At 60.2% G+C, this 17,769-nt stretch carries 13 protein-coding genes; 9 read left to right on the plus strand and 4 right to left on the minus strand.

Features of this window, described 5'->3' with window-relative positions; genetic code table 11:
• Positions 1-234 precede the first annotated feature (234 nt).
• Complete coding sequence (locus JOD69_RS04140) at positions 235-1,674, minus strand: glutamate synthase subunit beta (protein WP_077729198.1); 1,440 nt, start codon at positions 1,672-1,674, stop codon at positions 235-237.
• A 135-nt stretch (positions 1,675-1,809) separates the two neighbouring features.
• Positions 1,810-6,441 (minus strand): glutamate synthase large subunit, encoded by a 4,632-nt coding sequence (gene gltB, locus JOD69_RS04145; protein WP_086135440.1) that lies wholly within the window; start codon positions 6,439-6,441, stop codon positions 1,810-1,812.
• Positions 6,442-6,868: 427 nt separating this feature from the next.
• Here gltB and JOD69_RS04150 point away from each other — a divergent pair, with 427 nt between their 5' ends.
• The 3 genes from JOD69_RS04150 to JOD69_RS04160 all read left to right on the plus strand — a co-directional run bounded on the left by JOD69_RS04150 (position 6,869) and on the right by JOD69_RS04160 (position 10,273).
• A complete protein-coding gene (locus JOD69_RS04150) occupies positions 6,869-8,086 on the plus strand; it encodes a UbiH/UbiF/VisC/COQ6 family ubiquinone biosynthesis hydroxylase (RefSeq protein WP_086135441.1) in 1,218 nt (405 codons plus the stop codon).
• 142 nt (positions 8,087-8,228) lie between these two features.
• On the plus strand, positions 8,229-8,618 hold the full coding sequence (locus JOD69_RS04155) for a glycine zipper family protein (RefSeq protein ID WP_086135442.1): 390 nt from the start codon (positions 8,229-8,231) through the stop codon (positions 8,616-8,618).
• A gap of 113 nt (positions 8,619-8,731) precedes the next feature.
• On the plus strand, positions 8,732-10,273 hold the full coding sequence (locus JOD69_RS04160) for a long-chain fatty acid--CoA ligase (RefSeq protein WP_077729194.1): 1,542 nt from the start codon (positions 8,732-8,734) through the stop codon (positions 10,271-10,273).
• A gap of 26 nt (positions 10,274-10,299) precedes the next feature.
• Here the strand turns inward: JOD69_RS04160 and JOD69_RS04165 are convergent, their stop codons facing one another.
• On the minus strand, positions 10,300-11,754 hold the full coding sequence (locus JOD69_RS04165; RefSeq protein WP_077729193.1) for a M48 family metalloprotease: 1,455 nt from the start codon (positions 11,752-11,754) through the stop codon (positions 10,300-10,302).
• 91 nt (positions 11,755-11,845) lie between these two features.
• Between JOD69_RS04165 and tusD the strand changes: the two genes are divergently transcribed.
• The 6 genes from tusD (at position 11,846) to JOD69_RS04195 (ending at position 16,714) form a co-directional block, all read left to right on the plus strand.
• Positions 11,846-12,199, plus strand: a complete 354-nt coding sequence (gene tusD / locus JOD69_RS04170; protein WP_086135443.1) for a sulfurtransferase complex subunit TusD — start codon at positions 11,846-11,848, stop codon at positions 12,197-12,199.
• A gap of 28 nt (positions 12,200-12,227) precedes the next feature.
• Positions 12,228-12,563: a DsrE family protein gene (locus JOD69_RS04175; RefSeq protein ID WP_156879453.1), complete on the plus strand. Its 336-nt coding sequence runs from the start codon at positions 12,228-12,230 to the stop codon at positions 12,561-12,563.
• Positions 12,563-12,871, plus strand: a complete 309-nt coding sequence (gene tusB, locus JOD69_RS04180) for a sulfurtransferase complex subunit TusB (RefSeq protein ID WP_086135444.1) — start codon at positions 12,563-12,565, stop codon at positions 12,869-12,871. Before JOD69_RS04175 ends, tusB begins: the two co-directional genes overlap by 1 nt.
• Before the next feature lie 3 nt (positions 12,872-12,874).
• On the plus strand, positions 12,875-13,204 hold the full coding sequence (locus JOD69_RS04185) for a TusE/DsrC/DsvC family sulfur relay protein (RefSeq protein WP_086135445.1): 330 nt from the start codon (positions 12,875-12,877) through the stop codon (positions 13,202-13,204).
• A 308-nt stretch (positions 13,205-13,512) separates the two neighbouring features.
• The gene (locus tag JOD69_RS04190; RefSeq protein ID WP_168175366.1) at positions 13,513-14,415 is read left to right on the plus strand and encodes a universal stress protein; all 903 of its coding nucleotides are present in this window, start codon (positions 13,513-13,515) and stop codon (positions 14,413-14,415) included.
• Positions 14,416-14,701: 286 nt separating this feature from the next.
• Positions 14,702-16,714 carry a cation:proton antiporter gene (locus JOD69_RS04195; protein WP_086135447.1) on the plus strand — a complete coding sequence of 671 codons (2,013 nt, stop codon included), beginning with the start codon at positions 14,702-14,704 and terminating at the stop codon, positions 16,712-16,714.
• Positions 16,715-16,973: 259 nt separating this feature from the next.
• On the opposite strand, the gene JOD69_RS04200 is transcribed toward JOD69_RS04195, so the two are convergent.
• Positions 16,974-17,633, minus strand: coding sequence for an RT0821/Lpp0805 family surface protein (locus JOD69_RS04200; RefSeq protein ID WP_077729188.1), 660 nt, complete (start codon positions 17,631-17,633; stop codon positions 16,974-16,976).
• Positions 17,634-17,769: the final 136 nt, after the last annotated feature.

The following is a 17,769-nucleotide window of genomic DNA, read 5'->3' on the forward strand; positions in this document are numbered from 1 at the left end:
TGTGCCACGGACGGCGGAATGAGTCGGCGGGATTGCGCGATCAATTGCAGTTGGACGGCGGCACTTCCGGCCGGTTCCACGTAATCCGGCCTGCGGGACTGACGCGATGCCGTGAGAAAAACTGGGCTGAGTTTGGCAGGCATACAAGGCTGGGTGTACCCCGCCGCGGTTCGACGCCTGGTCGACAAGCCGCCGACTCATCAAACACATGAATCGGCGGCTGAGAGGAGGAACTTACCGAGGGAGATCCGAGTGTCCCATCAGGTATTCGTCGACGGCTCGGGCGCACTGGCGGCCTTCGCGGATGGCCCAGACGACCAACGACTGGCCGCGGCGCATATCGCCGGCGGTGAAAACCTTATCCATCGAGCTGCGATAGTCTATGGTATTGGCCTTGACGTTGCCCCGTTCGTCGAGAGTCACGCCGAGATCCTGGAGCATGCCCTCGTGCACCGGATGGACGAAGCCCATGGCAAGCAGTACCAGGTCCGCTTTCAAGGTGAATTCGCTGCCGGGGATTTCGTTCATAACCCAGCGTCCGCCCTCTTGCTTCCACTCGAGCTTGACGCAGCGGATTTGGGTAACGCGACCGTCTTCCCCTTCGATCGACTTCGTGGCGACGCTCCAGAAACGTTCGCAGCCTTCTTCGTGGGAGCTGGACGTGCGCAGCTTGTTGGGCCAATTCGGCCAGGTGACCTCTTTTTTCTCCTTTTCCGGAGGCTTCGGCAGAATTTCCAACTGGGTGATGGAGGCTGCACCGTGCCGAGCCGAGGTGCCGATACAGTCGGAACCGGTATCGCCGCCGCCGATCACGATGACATGCTTGCCCGTCGCCCAGATGCTGGTGTCGTCGGAAAGCGTATCTCCGGCCACGCGGCGGTTCTGCTGAGGCAGAAATTCCATCGCGAAGTGAACACCGTTGAGCTCGCGGCCCGGTACGTTCAGATCGCGCGGTTTTTCCGCGCCGCCGGCCAATATGACGGCATCGTAGTTGTCGAGCAGCTTTTGAACCGGAACGTCTCGGCCGATATGGCTATTGGGGCGGAACACCACGCCTTCAGCTTGCATTTGCGCGATGCGTCGGTCGATCAGATGCTTTTCCATCTTGAAATCGGGTATGCCGTAGCGCAGCAGTCCGCCGATGCGGTCGGCCTTTTCATAAACCACGACACTGTGGCCGACGCGGGCCAATTGTTGCGCGCAGGCAAGACCGGCGGGACCGGAACCCACTACCGCCACCTTTTTGCCGGTTCGATGCTGGGGTATCAGCGGCTTGACCCAGCCCATCTCCCAAGCTTTGTCGATGATGGAGCACTCGATAGTTTTGATCGTGACCGGTTCGTCGGTCAGATTCAGCGTGCAGGCCGCTTCGCACGGCGCCGGACAGATACGGCCGGTGAACTCCGGAAAGTTGTTGGTGCTGTGCAGTACCTCGATGGCTTCACGCCAATTTCCTTGATAAACGAGGTCGTTCCAGTCGGGGATGATGTTATTGACCGGGCAGCCCTGATGACAATAGGGAATGCCGCAATCCATGCAGCGCGCGCCTTGACGGCTGACTTCCTCTTCGGTCAGCGGGACGACGAATTCCTGGTAGTGCTGGAGACGGTCCGCCACCAGCTTGTAGCGTCTGTCCTGACGTGAGATTTCCATGAATCCCGTGGGTTTGCCCATTCTGTTTCTACCTCGTTACTGTGCTTTATTGCACGAGAAAGCTCTAGACCTCGGGGTCTTGTTTGCCGAAGTGCCTTCCATTTTTCCGATCGGTCCGGGTCGGCGAGGGGCGCGTTTACGCCACGCCCCCCGCGTCTAGTGGTGAACTTCGGTCTGCGTTTTTGTCTTCTGCATTTTTTCGAGCGCCTGACGGTAATCGACCGGCATGACCTTGACGAAACGCGGCGCGTAAGCCGACCAGTTCTCGAGAATCTGCTTCGCTCGTCCACTGCCCGTGTAACGGCGGTGCTTTTCGATCAGGGTTCGCAGGCGCTGAACGTCGTGACGGGTCATGTCATGCATGATGTCCACCATTCCGTGGGTTTCCAGATCGCCGCCCTGGTGATCGAGATTTTCCAGGGCGATGTCCTCGGCCAAAACCGGTTCCAGTTCGACCATGGCCAGGTTGCACCGATGCTCGAAATCGCCGGTTTCGTCGAGCACGTAGGCGACACCGCCCGACATGCCCGCAGCGAAGTTACGGCCGGTCGAGCCCAGAACCACGACGACGCCGCCGGTCATGTATTCGCAGCCGTGATCGCCGACGCCTTCGACGACGGCGATGGCGCCGGAGTTCCGCACCGCGAAGCGTTCTCCCGCGACGCCGCGGAAATAGCATTCGCCGCTGATGGCGCCGTACAGCACGGTATTGCCGACGATGATGTTTTCCTCGGGCACCACCGGAGATTCCGGGGACGGATAGATGGCGATGCGCCCACCCGATAGCCCTTTGCCCACGTAATCGTTCCCGTCGCCCTCAAGTTCCAGAGTGATGCCGGCCGACAGAAAAGCACCGAAGCTTTGCCCGGCCGTGCCTTTCATCCGTATGTAAATGGTATCTTCGGGCAGACCGGTATGGCCGTAACGCTTCGCCAATTCGCCGGACAGCATGGCGCCGACCGTGCGGTTGTAGTTGCGCACGCCCATTTCAATGCGGACCGGCTTGCGTTCGTCGAGTGCGGGGCGGGCCAGTTCGATCAGCTTGTGATCCAGTGCCTTGTCCAGGCCATGATCCTGCGGTTCGCAATTGGAGATGGCCACGCCCTCACCGGGCTCCGGCCGGTACAAAATCCTGGACAGATCGACCTTGGCCGCTTTCCAGTGGGCTATGGCCTTGCGCATATCGAGCTTGTCGGAGCGCCCGATCATTTCCTCGAACCGGCGGAAACCAAGTTTTGCCATAAGCTGGCGCACTTCCTCGGCGATGAAGAAGAAGAAATTGACGACATGCTCCGGCTGTCCGGTGAAGCGCTTGCGGAGTTCCGGGTCCTGGGTTGCGACGCCTACCGGGCAGGTGTTCAGATGGCATTTGCGCATCATGATGCAGCCTTCGACGATCAGCGGTGCCGTGGCGAAGCCGAATTCGTCCGCGCCCAAAAGCGCGCCGATCACGACGTCGCGCCCGGTGCGCATGCCGCCGTCCGCCTGCACGCAGATGCGCCCGCGCAGCTTGTTCAATACGAGAGTCTGGTGGGTCTCGGCCAAGCCGATTTCCCAAGGGAGCCCCGCGTGCTTGATCGAGGTGATCGGGCTGGCGCCGGTGCCGCCGTCGTAGCCGGCGATGGTGACGTGATCGGCATGAGCCTTGGCAACGCCCGCGGCGATCGTGCCGACGCCGACTTCGGACACCAGCTTGACGCTGATGCGCGCGGCCGGGTTAACGTTTTTAAGATCGTGGATAAGCTGCGCCAGATCCTCAATCGAGTAGATGTCGTGGTGCGGCGGCGGGGAAATGAGACCGACCCCTGGCGTGGAGTGCCTCACCTTGGCGATGATGGCATCCACCTTGTGGCCGGGCAGCTGGCCGCCTTCGCCGGGCTTGGCGCCCTGCGAAATCTTGATTTGCAGATCGTCGGCATTGACCAGATATTCGGTCGTCACGCCGAAGCGGCCCGATGCTACCTGCTTGATGGCCGAGCGCATGGAGTCGCCGTTGGGCAAAGGTTTGAAGCGTTCCGGCAATTCGCCGCCCTCGCCGGTATTGGATTTGCCACCGATGCGGTTCATGGCGATCGCCAGCGTGGTATGGGCTTCGTATGAAATCGAGCCGAACGACATGGCGCCGGTGGCGAAGCGTTTGACGATTTCCGCGACCGGTTCCACTTCATCCAGCGGTACCGACTCCCGTTCGTCGAACTTGAAGTCCATCAAGCCGCGCAGCGTGAGCAAACGTTCGCTCTGCTCGTTGATCGAGCGGGTGTAGTCCACATAGGTTTCCCAGCTGTTGGTGCGTGTGGCGTGCTGCAGCTTGGAAATGGTCTCCGGAGTCCACACATGATCTTCGCCGCGAACGCGGTAGGCGTATTCGCCGCCTACGTCCAGGGCATTCCGGTACAGCGGGGCATCGCTGAAAGCTACACGATGCCGGCGCACGGTTTCCTCGGCGATTTCTCGGAGTCCCGCGCCGCCGATCGTGCAGACGGTGCCGGTGAAATATTCGTCCAGGAACTCTTCGCTCAAGCCCACGGCATTGAAGATTTGAGCGCCGCAATACGACTGATAGGTCGAGATGCCCATCTTGGACATGATCTTGAGCAGGGCTTTGCCGATGGCCTTGATATAGCGCTTGTGCACCTCGTCTTCGGACAGCTGTTCCGGCAGCTTCTCGCGCAGATCGGACAGGCTGTCGAAAGCCAGATACGGATTGACGGCTTCGGCGCCGTAGCCCGCCAGCAGCGCGAAATGGTGTACCTCGCGCGCTTCGCCGGTTTCCACAACCAGGCCGACCTTGGTGCGAAGGCCCGTCCGGGTCAGGTGGTAATGGACCGCGGAGGTGGCCAGGAGGGCCGGAATCGCGATGTGCTCCGCGTCGATCTCCCGATCGGACAGCACCAGGATATTGTTGCCCTCGTGCACCGCCTGTTCGGCCCGTGCGCACAAGGCTTTCAACGCCGGTTCCATGCCGCCGGCGCCGGTATCGGCCGAGTAGCAGAAACTGATGGTTTTGGTCTTGAACGCGCCTCCGGTGCGGGCCTCGATACGGCGGATTTTTTCCAGATCCTTATTGGTCAGGATCGGCTGATGCACTTCCAGCCGCTTGTGGCTGCCGCCATTGTGGAGCGCCAGCAAGTTCGGCCGCGGGCCGATGTGGGACACCAGCGACATGACCAGTTCTTCGCGGATCGGGTCGATGGCCGGGTTGGTAACTTGCGCGAAACCCTGCTTGAAATAGTCGTAGAGCAATCGCGAACGCTTGGAGAGCACCGCGAGCGCCGCATCGATGCCCATGGAGCCGACCGGTTCCTGACCGCTCAAGGCCATGGGGGTCAGGAAAAACTTGATGTCTTCCTGGGTGTAGCCGAAAGCCTGCTGCCGATCGAGCAGGGTCTCCGAGTCGGGCGGCATCGCGGCGATTTCGGCCGGCAGCTTTTCCAATTGAATCTGGGTATCGTTGAGCCACTGCTGATACGGCTCGCGATTGGCCAGTTCCGATTTGATTTCGGCATCGTCGATGATGCGGCCCTGTTCGAGGTCGATCAGGAACATCTTGCCGGGCTGCAAACGCCATTTCTTGACGATCTTGTGTTCCGGAATGGTCAGCACGCCCATCTCGGAGGCCATCACCACGGTGTCGTCGTCGGTGATGAGATAGCGCGCCGGACGCAGGCCGTTACGGTCGAGCGTGGCGCCGATCTGCCGTCCGTCTGTAAAGGCCACGGCGGCCGGACCATCCCAGGGTTCCATCAGGGCCGAGTAGTATTCGTAGAAGGCGCGGAGTTTTTCGTCCATCAAGGGATTGCCGGCCCACGCTTCCGGGATCAGCAGCATCATGGCGTGGACCAGCGAATAGCCCCCCATGACCAGAAGCTCCAGCGCATTGTCGAAGCTGGCGGAATCGGACTTGCCGTCGGCGATCAGCGGCCAGATCTTGTCGAGATCTTCGCCCAGAACTTCGGACGACATCGAATGGCGTCGAGCGGCCATCCAATTGATGTTGCCGCGCAAGGTGTTGATTTCGCCGTTGTGGGCGATCATTCGGAAAGGATGGGCCAGATCCCAGGTCGGGAAGGTGTTGGTGGAGAACCGCTGGTGCACCAGGGCAAGCGCCGACACCATTTGCTCGTTGCGGAGGTCGCGGTAAAACACGCCGACCTGATCGGCGAGCAGCATGCCCTTGTAAACCAAAGTGCGGGACGAGAAGGAAGGGATGTAGAACATCTTGCCTTCCTCGAGATTCAAGGCACGAATCTTCTTGTCGATCTGCTTGCGGATGACGAACAGCTTGCGCTCGAACGCGTCCTGATCCCGGCAACTTTCCGCCCGCCCCACGAAAACCTGGCGAATCACGGGTTCGATTGTCTTGACCGATTCCCCGAGCGTCGAGTTGTCTACCGGAACATCGCGCCAGCCGAGAACGGTTTGGCCTTCGGTGCGAATGAAATCTTCGACGATTTGTTCGCAGGTCGCGCGATGTTCCGGATTGCGCGGCAGAAACAGCATGCCGACGCCATAGTGACCGTAATCCGGAAGGGCGATCCCGAGTGCGGAGCATTCGTCGCGGAGAAAAGCATCCGGTATTTGAATGAGAATACCGGCCCCGTCGCCCGCCAACGGATCGGCACCAACCGCTCCGCGGTGAGTCAGGTTTCTTAAAATTTCCAGCCCCTTGCAGACGATGTCGTGGCTCTTATGGCCTTTGATGTGAGCGATGAAACCTACGCCGCAAGCGTCGTGTTCGTTGCGCGGGTCGTATAGACCTTGCTTGGCGGGTATGGCATTGAAACTCATGGTGTACCTCTGTCAGGGGTGTGGTCTGTCGTTTGCCGGTTCGCGGTTTACAAGAGAATATTGCGGCTCCAGTAATGGACCGCCGCGACAGTCAAGAATTCGTGTTCGCAGTTGGTTTTGAAATATCCGAAATGGCGACGTGAGGCCGCCCATTTAGCCAAAATGGGCAAGAAATATAAAGAATCCGGCCGGTCTTTTCAAGGGCGCCAAGCTTGCGCACTCAGTGTTTGTTGTGAATAAGGTGGTGAAACGACTTGTTTCGATAGAGAATGGACCCGCTCGCCGCCCGACCGTCCGCCCCCGAGCCGGCGAGACAAAGCCGGTATTGCTTGCCGAGCCCGGTTACCTTTACTTTATGGCCGGAAATTCGAGGCGGTTTCGCAGCGTGGTTGAACATGCGCGCCAAGCCAAGCATGAGGAATAGAGAATGACCGAAAAATATGACGTGATCGTTGTGGGCGGCGGCATGGTCGGTGCCGCTTTGGGGTGTGGCCTCGGAGGAAGCAGTCTGCGAGTTGCCGTGATCGAGGATGCCCCGCCGCCGGCGTTTGCGTCGGAGCAGCCCCACGATCTTCGCGTGTCCGCGATCAGCATCGCGTCCGCCAGCATTCTCAAAACCGTGGGCGCATGGAAAGGCATCGCTTCGCGCCGGTTTTGCCCGTTCCGGAGGATGCGGGTATGGGAAGAGTCGGGCGATGTCGAGTTTCGGAGCGAGGACATCGATGAGCCGGTCTTGGGCTATATCGTCGAGAACCGGGTAATCCAGCTGGCTTTACTCGACCGCCTGGTCGAATTTTCCAATATCGATTTTCTTTGTCCCGCCAGAACCAAAATGATCGATTACGGGCCGCAAGGCTCGACCGTCGAATTGGACGACGGCCGCGTCTTGTCGGCGCGCTTGTTGGTTGCCGCGGATGGCGGCTATTCCCGGGTGCGGCAAGTGGCCGGCATGGGAGTAAGCGGTTGGGATTACGAGCAGCACGCCCTGGTGCTGACGGTGGAAACCGCATACAGCCAGCAGGACATCACTTGGCAACGCTTTACCCCCAAGGGACCCCAGGCTTTCCTGCCGCTGGACGGGCCTCATGCATCTCTCGTCTGGTACGAGGCGCCGGAGGACATCAAACGCCTGAAGGCTTTGCCGGATGACGCGCTGCTCCGGGAGCTTATCGCTGCGTTCCCCTCGGCTCTGGGCGAGATCAAGCGTATCGAGGCGAAAGGCAGCTTCCCGCTCAAGCGTCAGCATGCCTTGAGTTACAGTAAAGAGGGCGTGGCTTTGATCGGCGATGCGGCCCACATGATTCATCCGCTGGCGGGGCAGGGCGTCAACATCGGTCTTCTGGACGCTGCGGCGCTGGCGCAGGTGCTGGTCGGCGCTCACAAGAATGGCCAGGACATCGGCGCAGCCCATGTGCTGCAAACTTACGAAAGCATGCGCCGCAGCAACAACCTGGTCATGATGACGACGATGGACCTGTTCTATCGCGTGTTCGGAAACGCGAACCGTCCGCTCCGATTCATTCGGAATCTGGGGCTGGGTTTGGCGGAGCGAATCACGCCGGCCAAGAAATTGGTCATGCGATACGCGATGGGCTTGGGCGGCCAGCTCCCGAATTTGGCCCGTGGCGAAGCCATTCTGGGTTGAATGACGGTCGGAAACATTACGATACGTATTCCTGCGGATTGAGCAGAGTGAGTTTGCTATAGTAGGCAGAGCAATTCAGTACCTGTGTTCCGGATACTGTTGCTGAGATATCGATTAACGTCCTATACGAGTGAAACGACTTATGGTCAAAAAGCTACCTGTATTTCTTTGCACCGTGTTGATTCTGAGCGGTTGCGCAACCTACACCGGATGGGAGCCTGTGGTGGACACGTATAACGATCCGAATGCCTATCGGCTGCAGCAGGATATGGAAGAGTGCAAAATGCTCGCTCGCCAAGCGGGCAGTACCGGAACGGAAGCGGCGAAGGGTGCTGCTGCAGGCGCATTGCTAGGTGCCGCAACGGGCGCCGCGGTCGGCGCTGTCGCTGGCAATCCCGGCGGCGGTGCCGCGATCGGCGCTGCCGCGGGCGGCCTCGGCGGCGCTGGTTACAGCGGGGTCTCGGGCGACGATCAATACAAGCGGTCTTACATCAATTGCCTCCGTAATCGGGGACACAGAGTCGTCAATTAAGTAAGCAATCGGTCAAATAAAATAATCCCGCCGTTGTGCCTCTAGCCCGGCGGGATTATTTTTTCCGTTTTTGCTGCCCTGACGAGGGCATAAACCGACGAGAAGGTGCCAGGATGTCGTCATTGATCCATGCACTCCGGGAGAGCGCCCGGCTTTATCCTGATCGGCCCGCGGTAATCCAGGGCTCTCAGGTCATCGATCATGCCACCATAGGCAACCGATCGGATCGCGTGGCGGCGGCCCTGGCGGCCCGAGACGTGGTCAAAGGGGACAGGATTGCCCTTTACTGCCCCAATTCGGCGGAATTCGCCATTGCCTATACCGGCATCGTGAAAGCCGGGGCCACGGTCGTTCCGATCAATTTGCTGCTGAACACGGAAGAAATCGGCTTCATTCTCAACGATTCCGGCGCCAAGGGCTTGATTTTCCATCAAGCCTTTTCGAAACAGGCGGAATCCGCGCTTCAGGCTGCGCCGGGAATCGAGTTTCGCGTATCCATCGGCGGAGAAGTCGAAGGCGCCGAGGCGTTCGATGCTTTTCTAAGATCCGACGCGCCGGTACCGAATATCGATTGCGACCCGCAAGAGGATCTGGTCGTCATCCTCTACACCTCGGGAACCACCGGCCGTCCCAAGGGGGCGATGCTGACCCACGGCAATCTGGTCGCCAACACGCGCAGCGTCCGCGAAGCCATGCACTGGCGTCCGGGGCAGGATGTCGTGCTGCTGGTTCTTCCGATGTTTCACGCATTCGCGGCAACCGTCGGCATGCTCACGCCCCTGACCAACGGCTGTGCGTTCATTCCCCTGCCGCGATTCGAGCCCGATCAGGTCGTCGACGCGATCCATGCCAGCCGAGCCACGATTTTTCTCGGCGTGCCCAGCATGTATTCGGTACTGTTGCGACTCAAAGACGAGCGTGCGCCGCTCCTTTCCTCCATACGCTATTGCGTTTCCGGCGGCGCTGCGCTTCCGGTCGACGTGTTGCGGCGCTTCGAAGAAAAATTCGGCATCAGGATCTACGAGGGCGACGGACCGACAGAATGTTCCCCGGTAACCTGCGTGAATCCGATCGACGGCCTCATCAAACCGGGAACGGTGGGTTTGCCGGTTCCCGGAGTCGAGATGAAAATCGTCGACGAAGACGGGCGCGAGTTGCCGTGCGGCGAAGTCGGCGAGATTGCCGTACGCGGTGCCAACGTGATGAAGGGCTATTGGATGCAGCCGGACGCGACCCGGGAAGTGTTTCGCGGCGAATGGCTTCTGACCGGCGATCTCGGTACGCGGGACGAAGACGGCTATTTCAGCATCGTCGATCGCAAGAAGGATCTGATCATCGTCAACGGCATGAACGTTTATCCACGCATGATCGAGGAGGTGCTATACCGCTTTCCGCCGATCCGCGAGGCCGCGGTGGTCGGGGAGCCGCACGATTTGCACGGCGAAATTCCGGTCGCGTATATCGCGATAGACGAGTCCAAGCCGATCACGGAAAGCGAAGTCCGCGCTTTCTGCAGGGAGCACCTCGGGCGGCATCAAATTCCCCGCAAGATCGTCTTTCAGCCGGAGTTACCGAAAAACGCCGCGGGCAAGATCCTCAAGCGGCAGCTTCGAAAGCACGGCGAAATCGAGCGTGGCGTGCAGGATCTGGAATAAACTCCGGCCGCTGCGGTTTCTATGCCTCACTGCTTTCTGCGCTCTTCCTCTTCGGCGAGCAGCTGCTTCAAGCGCTCGTCGATGACGGAATTCAGATAAAAATTGTCGCCGGCCGTTTTTCTGGCTAGCCGAAGTTGCAGTATGGCGGCGCGGTTCTGGCCCGAGGCGTAATAGGATTCGGCGACATAGCGGTGCGATTCGGCATCGTTCCCGAGCTGGCTATAGGCTTGCGCCAGCAGGTTGTAGACTTCCGGAGTAGGCGGATGGCGGCGGGCGTAGTTCTGCAGCAGCTTGCGCGCCTGTTCCGCTTTGCCGGTGGTGAGCAGCGTGCGGACATAGTTGAGCGTCAGCGCCCGGTTTTCCGGAAAGCGTTGCAGGGCCGATTCGTAAAGCTGGATCGCGCGCGGGTAATTCTTGGTCTCCCGTTCGGCGCTGGCCAGCGCATTGGCGAAATGGGACTGATCGGGATAAATCTCCATTAGCCGCTGCAGGATCGGTTTGGCTTCCCCGGCACGCGCGTTGGCGATCAGTGCCAAGGCTAAACCGTAGGCGGAAACATCCTGTTGCAGCTTGGTGCCCTGGCCGCTGACCGCCTTGAAATAATTCAGCGCGTCCTGCGGGCGGGCGGCGGTCTGCACCCGCAGCTTGGCGCGGACGAGCTGATAGGCGAAAGAATCCGGATATTGCCGATACGGAAACTGTTCCGCGCGTCCCCGCGTATCCGAGATACGGGACACGGTCACCGGGTGGGTCAGCAGGAACTCCGGCAATTCTCGGCCGACGAAGCGGGTGGATTGCTGCATTCTTTCGAAGAACGTCGGCATGGCGCGCGGGTCGAAGTCCGACTTCGATAAAATCTGCATGCCGACGCGATCGGCTTCGGCCTCGTTGTCGCGGGTAAAATTGATTTGATACTGGATATTGGCGGCTTGCGCGGCCATCAAGGCGGCTTGGCCCAGTTGCGCGGATTTCGCGCCCAGCAGAACGGCGGCCAGCATGGCCGCGGCGGTGGGCAGCGCCAGGCGGCCGGCGGCCTGGAACGTTTGATAAAGATGCCGCTGCGTGACGTGCGCGATTTCGTGGGCCAGTACCGAAGCGAGTTCGCTCTCGGCTTCCGAGGTCAGGATCAGTCCGGAGTTGACGCCGATGTATCCGCCCGGCCCCGCGAATGCGTTGACCGTGGGATCGCTGACCACGAAGAAATGAAACGCTTGCGCGGGGTTGTCGCTGGACCCGGCCAGTTTCTGCCCTATGGACTGGATGTAATCGTTGACTTCCGGATCTTGGCTGACTTCGAGCTGGGCGTGCAACTTGCGGTAGAAGGCTGCGCCGAGTTCCTTCTCCTGCTGCGGCGTCATGAGGGTTCCGGTCGGGTCGCCGATTTCGGGCAACTCCAGGTTGAGTTGCGCATGGGCGGGTTGCAGCGCCAATGAGCCGTAGCTGAGAATCAACAGCGATGCAAGCAGTTTGTCGAATTTCATGGTGTTTCAGCGCCGTGTGCGGCGCGGGTGTGAATGAGTCCACGGTGTACGGTTACTCGATGAACCGTTTTTTCGAAAGGGTGTCGCCGCGATGAAATACGCCATTCAGGTCAATGCCGGGCCTTGTTCCGCTCAATCGGCGCGCACTGCCTATCAGTTTATCAAAGCCGCGTTGGATAAAGATCACGAAATCGTGTGCGTGTTCTTTTACCATGACGGGGTTTATAACGCGCTGCGATCCGGTTTATCGGCGGAGGACAAAGTTTCGGTTCCGCCCTGGCCCGATCTCGCCGATAAGCACGGGATCGACCTGGTGCTGTGCGTTTCGGCCGCGCAGCGGCGCGGCATGCCGGCAACCGGGGCGGACGGTTTTCGGATCGGCGGCTTGGGACAATGGATGGACGCCTGTCTGAAGGCAGATCGGGTATTGGTCTTTGGTGGTTGAATCGGTGCAAAAAAAATTCTTGTTTGTGATGCGCAGTGCCCCTCGGAACGGCGCAAGAGTCCGGGAATCGCTGGACATGGCCATGACCGCCGCCGCCTTCGATCAGGCCGTACGGCTCCTGATGCTGGACGATGGCGTGTTTCTGCTCAAACGGGGTCAGAGGTTCGAACCGAACGGGCTGAAACCCGTCGCTCCCTTGTTCGAAGCTTTGGCTTTGTACGATGTGGAGGATGTTTTTGTCGAGCGGGAGTCTTTGCGGGGAAGGCATTTGACGACTGAGGATCTCGTTATCCCCGTGCGCGTTGTGGAAAGAGCGGACATCGCCGGATTGACGGCGGAACATGACCTTGTGATCTCGTGCTGATGGCAGTTCTGCATCTAGTCAACCGCTCGCCCCAGGAAAGCCGCGCCCTGGAAGATTGTCTCGCTCGCGCGGGCAAGGGCGATGCGGTGTTGCTGATCGAGAATGCGGTTTATGCCGCGGTGAAGGGCGGGGATTCCGAAGCCGTCCTGAAGTCGGCTATGGGACGCGTCAGGTTTTATGCCTTGGGGCCGGATCTCGACGCGCGCGGCGTGGAAACTTCCGAGGTCGCCGAGACGATTCGAATCGTCGACTACGGCGGATTCGTCGATTTGACCGTCGAAAGCCGGCTTGTCCAGTCGTGGTTTTGAGCCATGATCGAAGTGAACGGCAAGATTCTGGAAACGACTGAAAGCGGATTTCTGACCGATGCGAACGCCTGGGACGAGCATGTCGCCGCCGCTCTGGCAGCGAGCATACCCATAGCATTGACCGAAGCGCATTGGGAGATCGTGCGCTTCATCCGCAGCTACTATCTCAGATTCCACCATCTCCCCAACACCCGCATGTTCGTCAAGGCGGTGCGGAAGGAATTCGGGGAAGAAAAAGGCACTTCCCGCTATCTGCACCGGCTGTTTCCGGAAAGCCCGTTGAAGTACGCCTGTATGATCGCGGGACTGCCCAAGCCGCCTGGGTGTATCTAGTCGTCGGTTTCACAACACCGCGCCATTCCACGGGGAAAACAGGCTGTGAGCCAATCGCTCCGTAAGGTGCGTGTAAGCTCGGCATGTTTTTATCCTAACTTTTCCCTTGCGGCCGATGACACTGGACGTATGGGTTCGTTCTACGGTTTTTCTCGGCAACGGCGCCAGGCAGGCGACCGAACGGCTCCATTCGGAGGGCCGGCGTGGACCGAGGGGCGCTGCAGATTCAGAAGCAGGCACCGCCGCTGCCTGCCGCCAAAACGGGAATGGAATCCCCATGCATACCCGAAGAGGAGAGCTGCGTGGATATGTTCAGAACTATATTGGCAGCAACCGATTTCTCGGATGATGCCACTAACGCCGCCTATCGGGCGGCTTTCCTGGCCGCGGAACAACAGGGGCGATTGGAGCTGCTGCATGTCTTGAGTGAAACGTCCCTGAAGGCCGTGCGCGAATTGATTCCCTCGCACGGCGACGCCGAGACGAAGCTGATCGATGACGCGCAACGCATGCTGGATGCCCTGGGATCGCGGATCGCGGAGGATACCCGGATGGCCGCGGTTTCCCGAATCGCCATCGGAGCGGTGCTGGACGAGATTCTGTCGGCCGCCGAACAGGCGGATTTGCTGGTATTGGGAGCGCACGGCTCTGACCGTTGGCGCGAACTGTTTCTGGGTACGACCGCGGACCGTTTGTTGCGTATGTGCACGCGGCCGGTTCTCGTCGTCAAGCGCCCGCCGGAGGCAAGCTATCGGCGTGCACTGGTTCCGGTGGATTTCTCCCCCCACTCCATCGCCGCGCTGAAGATGGCGATGCGGGTCGCTCCAAATGCCGACATCATGGTTGTCCATGCTTCCGCCGTTCCTTTCGAGGGGATGCTTCGGCAGGGCGGCGTGCTGGACGACGAGATAGAGAGATTCCGCGGTCAGGCTCAGCAGGAGGCAATGAGCCGCATCAGCAGCCTGATCGATGAGGTGGCCGAGGGTTCGCGTCGGCTCTTCCGATTCGTGGAGCTCGAGGATGCCGCTCGCCTGATTCTCGCCAAGGAGGAATCGTTCGGGGCGGACCTGATCGTCATGGGCAAACACGGCAAAAACGTCGTCGAGGAAATGCTCCTGGGCAGCGTGACGCGTCGCATCCTTTCCGATTCGAAGTGCGACGTGCTGATCGTGCACGAGGGTTCCACGGCTACCGGCTCGCCCGCCGCATAACGCATGACCGACCGATAGGGCCGCCGCATCATCCGGAAGTCGGTTCAACCGCGGCGGTGCGGTTGTTTCCTTTCCAAATCAAGCCTGACTCAAGAACGCCTGAAGGCATGGGGAGCCCTTTTGAGCAGCGTTGCAAGCCGTTGCCGTACAGTTTGCTGTCCACCGGTGTCGATCGTGCCTGAGCTCTTTATGAGTGTCGGCGATTCAAGGCGCGGGAAATCGGCGCTGATCGACGCACCCTGATAAACTTCTTGGCTACCTGCCTGCACCATACTCCACATATCTCATGCATAACCTGGGTTTGCTCGAAAATATCGCCGTTACGCTGAGCGTTGCCTTTCTAGGAGGGCTGATCGTTCAACGCATCGGCCTGCCGTCCATTGTCGGTTATTTGCTCGCGGGCGTGGTCATCGGCCCGTTCACGCCGGGTTATCTGGCCGATGCCGAAACCATCAACCAGTTGGCCGAGCTTGGCATCATTTTCCTGATGTTCGGCGTGGGGCTGCATTTTTCCTTTGCCGATCTGTGGAAAGTGCGAGATATCGCCATCGTCGGGACGTTGGGACAGATGCTGACCATGGCGGCCCTGGGTTACGGCCTGAGCCAATACTGGGGCTGGACGCCCAAGTCCGGACTGGTGCTGGGACTGGTGCTGTCCATCGCCAGCACCATCGTCATGCTGCGCGGCTTCATGGACCGCGGCTGGCTGAACACCCCGGACGGGCAAGTCGCAGTCGGCTGGCGCGTCATGGAAGACATCGCCACCGTTCTCATGATCATGATCCTGCCCAACCTGGCCGACACCGGCAAGCCCATGGAATGGCGCACTCTCGGCCTCGCGCTGCTGTCGGCTTTGGGCTTTCTCGTGTTCATGCTGTTTGCGGGCAAACGCTTCATTCCCTGGCTGTTGCTGCGGGTGGCCCATACCCGCTCTCGCGAGCTGTTCATTCTGGCGATCCTGGCCATTTCTTTGGGAATCGCTCTGGGTGCATCGCAATTGTTCGGGGTTTCGCTGGCTCTGGGGGCTTTCGTCGCGGGAGCGGTGGTGAGCGAGTCGCCGCTCAGTCACCGCATCGCATCCGATCTGCTGCCGTTCCGCGAAGCCTTTTCCGTCTTGTTCTTCGTGTCCGTCGGCATGATGCTCGATCCCGGCTTCCTGGTGGAGCACCTCGAACCGGTCCTGATTCTTACCGCTCTGGTGGTCATCGGAAAGTTCATCGTCTCGGGGCTTTGGGTGTTGCCGTTCCCGCGTCCGGCCAGCACCGCGCTGGTGGTTGCGGCCGGCTCCTGCCAAATCGGCGAGTTCTCCTTCATCCTGGATCAGACCGGCTTGAGTCTCGGCATACTGGATAAGGGCCAACACGCGCTGATATTGGCGGCCGCTCTTCTGTCCATCGTCGTGAACCCGTTCATGCTGCACAGCGTTCATCCGCTGCAACGGAGCTTAAGAGGGGTCCAGCCGTTATGGCGATGGCTGGACCGCCACGGCTCGACGCAGACGCCGGTGGAGGACTCCGTGGCCGACCATGTGGTGGTGGTCGGCTACGGACGGGTAGGTTCGCATATCGTCGACGTGATGGGTGAGCTGGGCATTCCCTATCTGGTCATCGATTTCCGTATCAGCCGGATCGAAAAATTGGCCAAACGAGGCGTCCCCACGCTCCTGGGCGATACGGCCAACTCCGACATCCTGACCCATGCGGCGCTGCACCGGGCCCGTCTGCTGGTGGTGACTTTGCCCGAGGAAGCGGCCACCGAACTCACCGTCGCGGCAGCTCGGGACATTGCCCCGGATCTCCCGATCATCGCCCGCGCCGCCACCAGGGCCGGGGTCAAGCGACTCTCGGAATTGGGCGCACAGCTGGTGATCCATCCGGAGTTGGAAGGCGGCCTGCAGGTGCTGCGGCACACGCTGCTGCAACTGGGTTTTCCCCTGCACGACGTGCGGCGCTACGCGGATACCGTGCGCCGCGAAAACTACGAGGCCCTGGTCAAGTCGCAGGGCGAGCACGCCTTACTCAGGGACCTGCTCGATGCTTCCGAATTGATCGACATCGCCTGGCGAAAAGTACCCGAGGAAAGTCCGCTGGCCGGGAAGATGCTGGGCGAGGCCGCCCTCCGTACCCGGACCGGCGCCACCCTGGTGGCGATCAAGCGCAAGAACGAGCTGATGGTCAACCCGTCTACCCAGACCGTATTCCTTCCGGGCGACCGCATCGGCCTGCTCGGAAATCCGGAACAGTTGGAGGTCGTGGAGCGTTTGCTGGCCCCGCAGCCGACGGAGTCTGACGCGGCGTGAAGGCGATAGGGTACCGCCGTGTACCGGCGGTACCCGTAAGGCGGAATAGGTTGCGCTGTTTCGCCCTACGAACCGGACGGATGTGAAAGAATTTACTGCGCGGCCCGATTCTCGCTTGCGATGTTCAACCTGCGAGCTGATGAGTGTTAAGAACTCGTAGGGCGGGTTAGCGAAGCGTAACCCGCCGAAAGGCCAGCCCGTAAGAAGGATGGATGCCTTCCGATCGATTCCGTACGGGCATTGCGGGCCTTGCCCCTGCTCAATTCCGAATCACCCAGCTCCCGTCCGGCTGGCGGCACGCGATATTGTTGACCGAGTCGCGCTGCTTGCCGTAGGTCATGCGGGTGGAGAATTCGCGGCAGCGCTCTCCGTTGTCGTTGAAGGTCCGCAAGGGCGTGACCAGGTAGTCCACCTGGTTGTCCGGGTTCATCCAATGGACGCTGCGGCGGTCGTCGGCGAAATCGAGCGCCCGTCCGGTGCAGAACATGTCGCTCGCGTCCATGCGGCGAGCGATCTGGTCTCCGATGATCGCGCCGATCACCGTGCCGGCGACGGCGCCAATGACCGTCGAAGCAGTGTCGCCGTTTCCGACCTTGGAGCCGATGACGCCGCCTAGCGCACCTCCCGCAACGCCGCCCAGCACCTTGCCGACCATGGTGCGGTCGCAGCGGCCCGATCTTACGCCGTAGTCGTGATCGTGGTCATGGTAATGACGGGTTTCGCGGTGTTCGTAACGGTCGTCGTAGTCATCGCGATGTCTGTCCTTGTGTTTGCTCCGGTAGCCGTGGGCCGGCGCCCAGTCGGGGGGATCGCTGTACGCGTCCTGAGGAAAACTCAGGCTAAGCGCCAAAAAGATTCCGCCGAGAAGAACGAATGGGTTGAACCGATCGAATACGGGTGACGTTTTCGTCGCCGACATGGTTGCCTCTTATTGTCGAAAAGTGATTGTTGTTATCCGCTCGGCCGTAAAGCAATTCGCAAGCCATCCCTGAAGGATGCTCATTCCGGCTGACGTATGGAGAGCATGCAAGCCGAACGCGTCGCCGGCTCGCGAC

The sequence above is a fragment of the Methylocaldum sp. RMAD-M genome, from assembly GCF_017832375.1.
In the GTDB taxonomy this organism is placed as follows: Bacteria; Pseudomonadota; Gammaproteobacteria; order Methylococcales; family Methylococcaceae; genus Methylocaldum.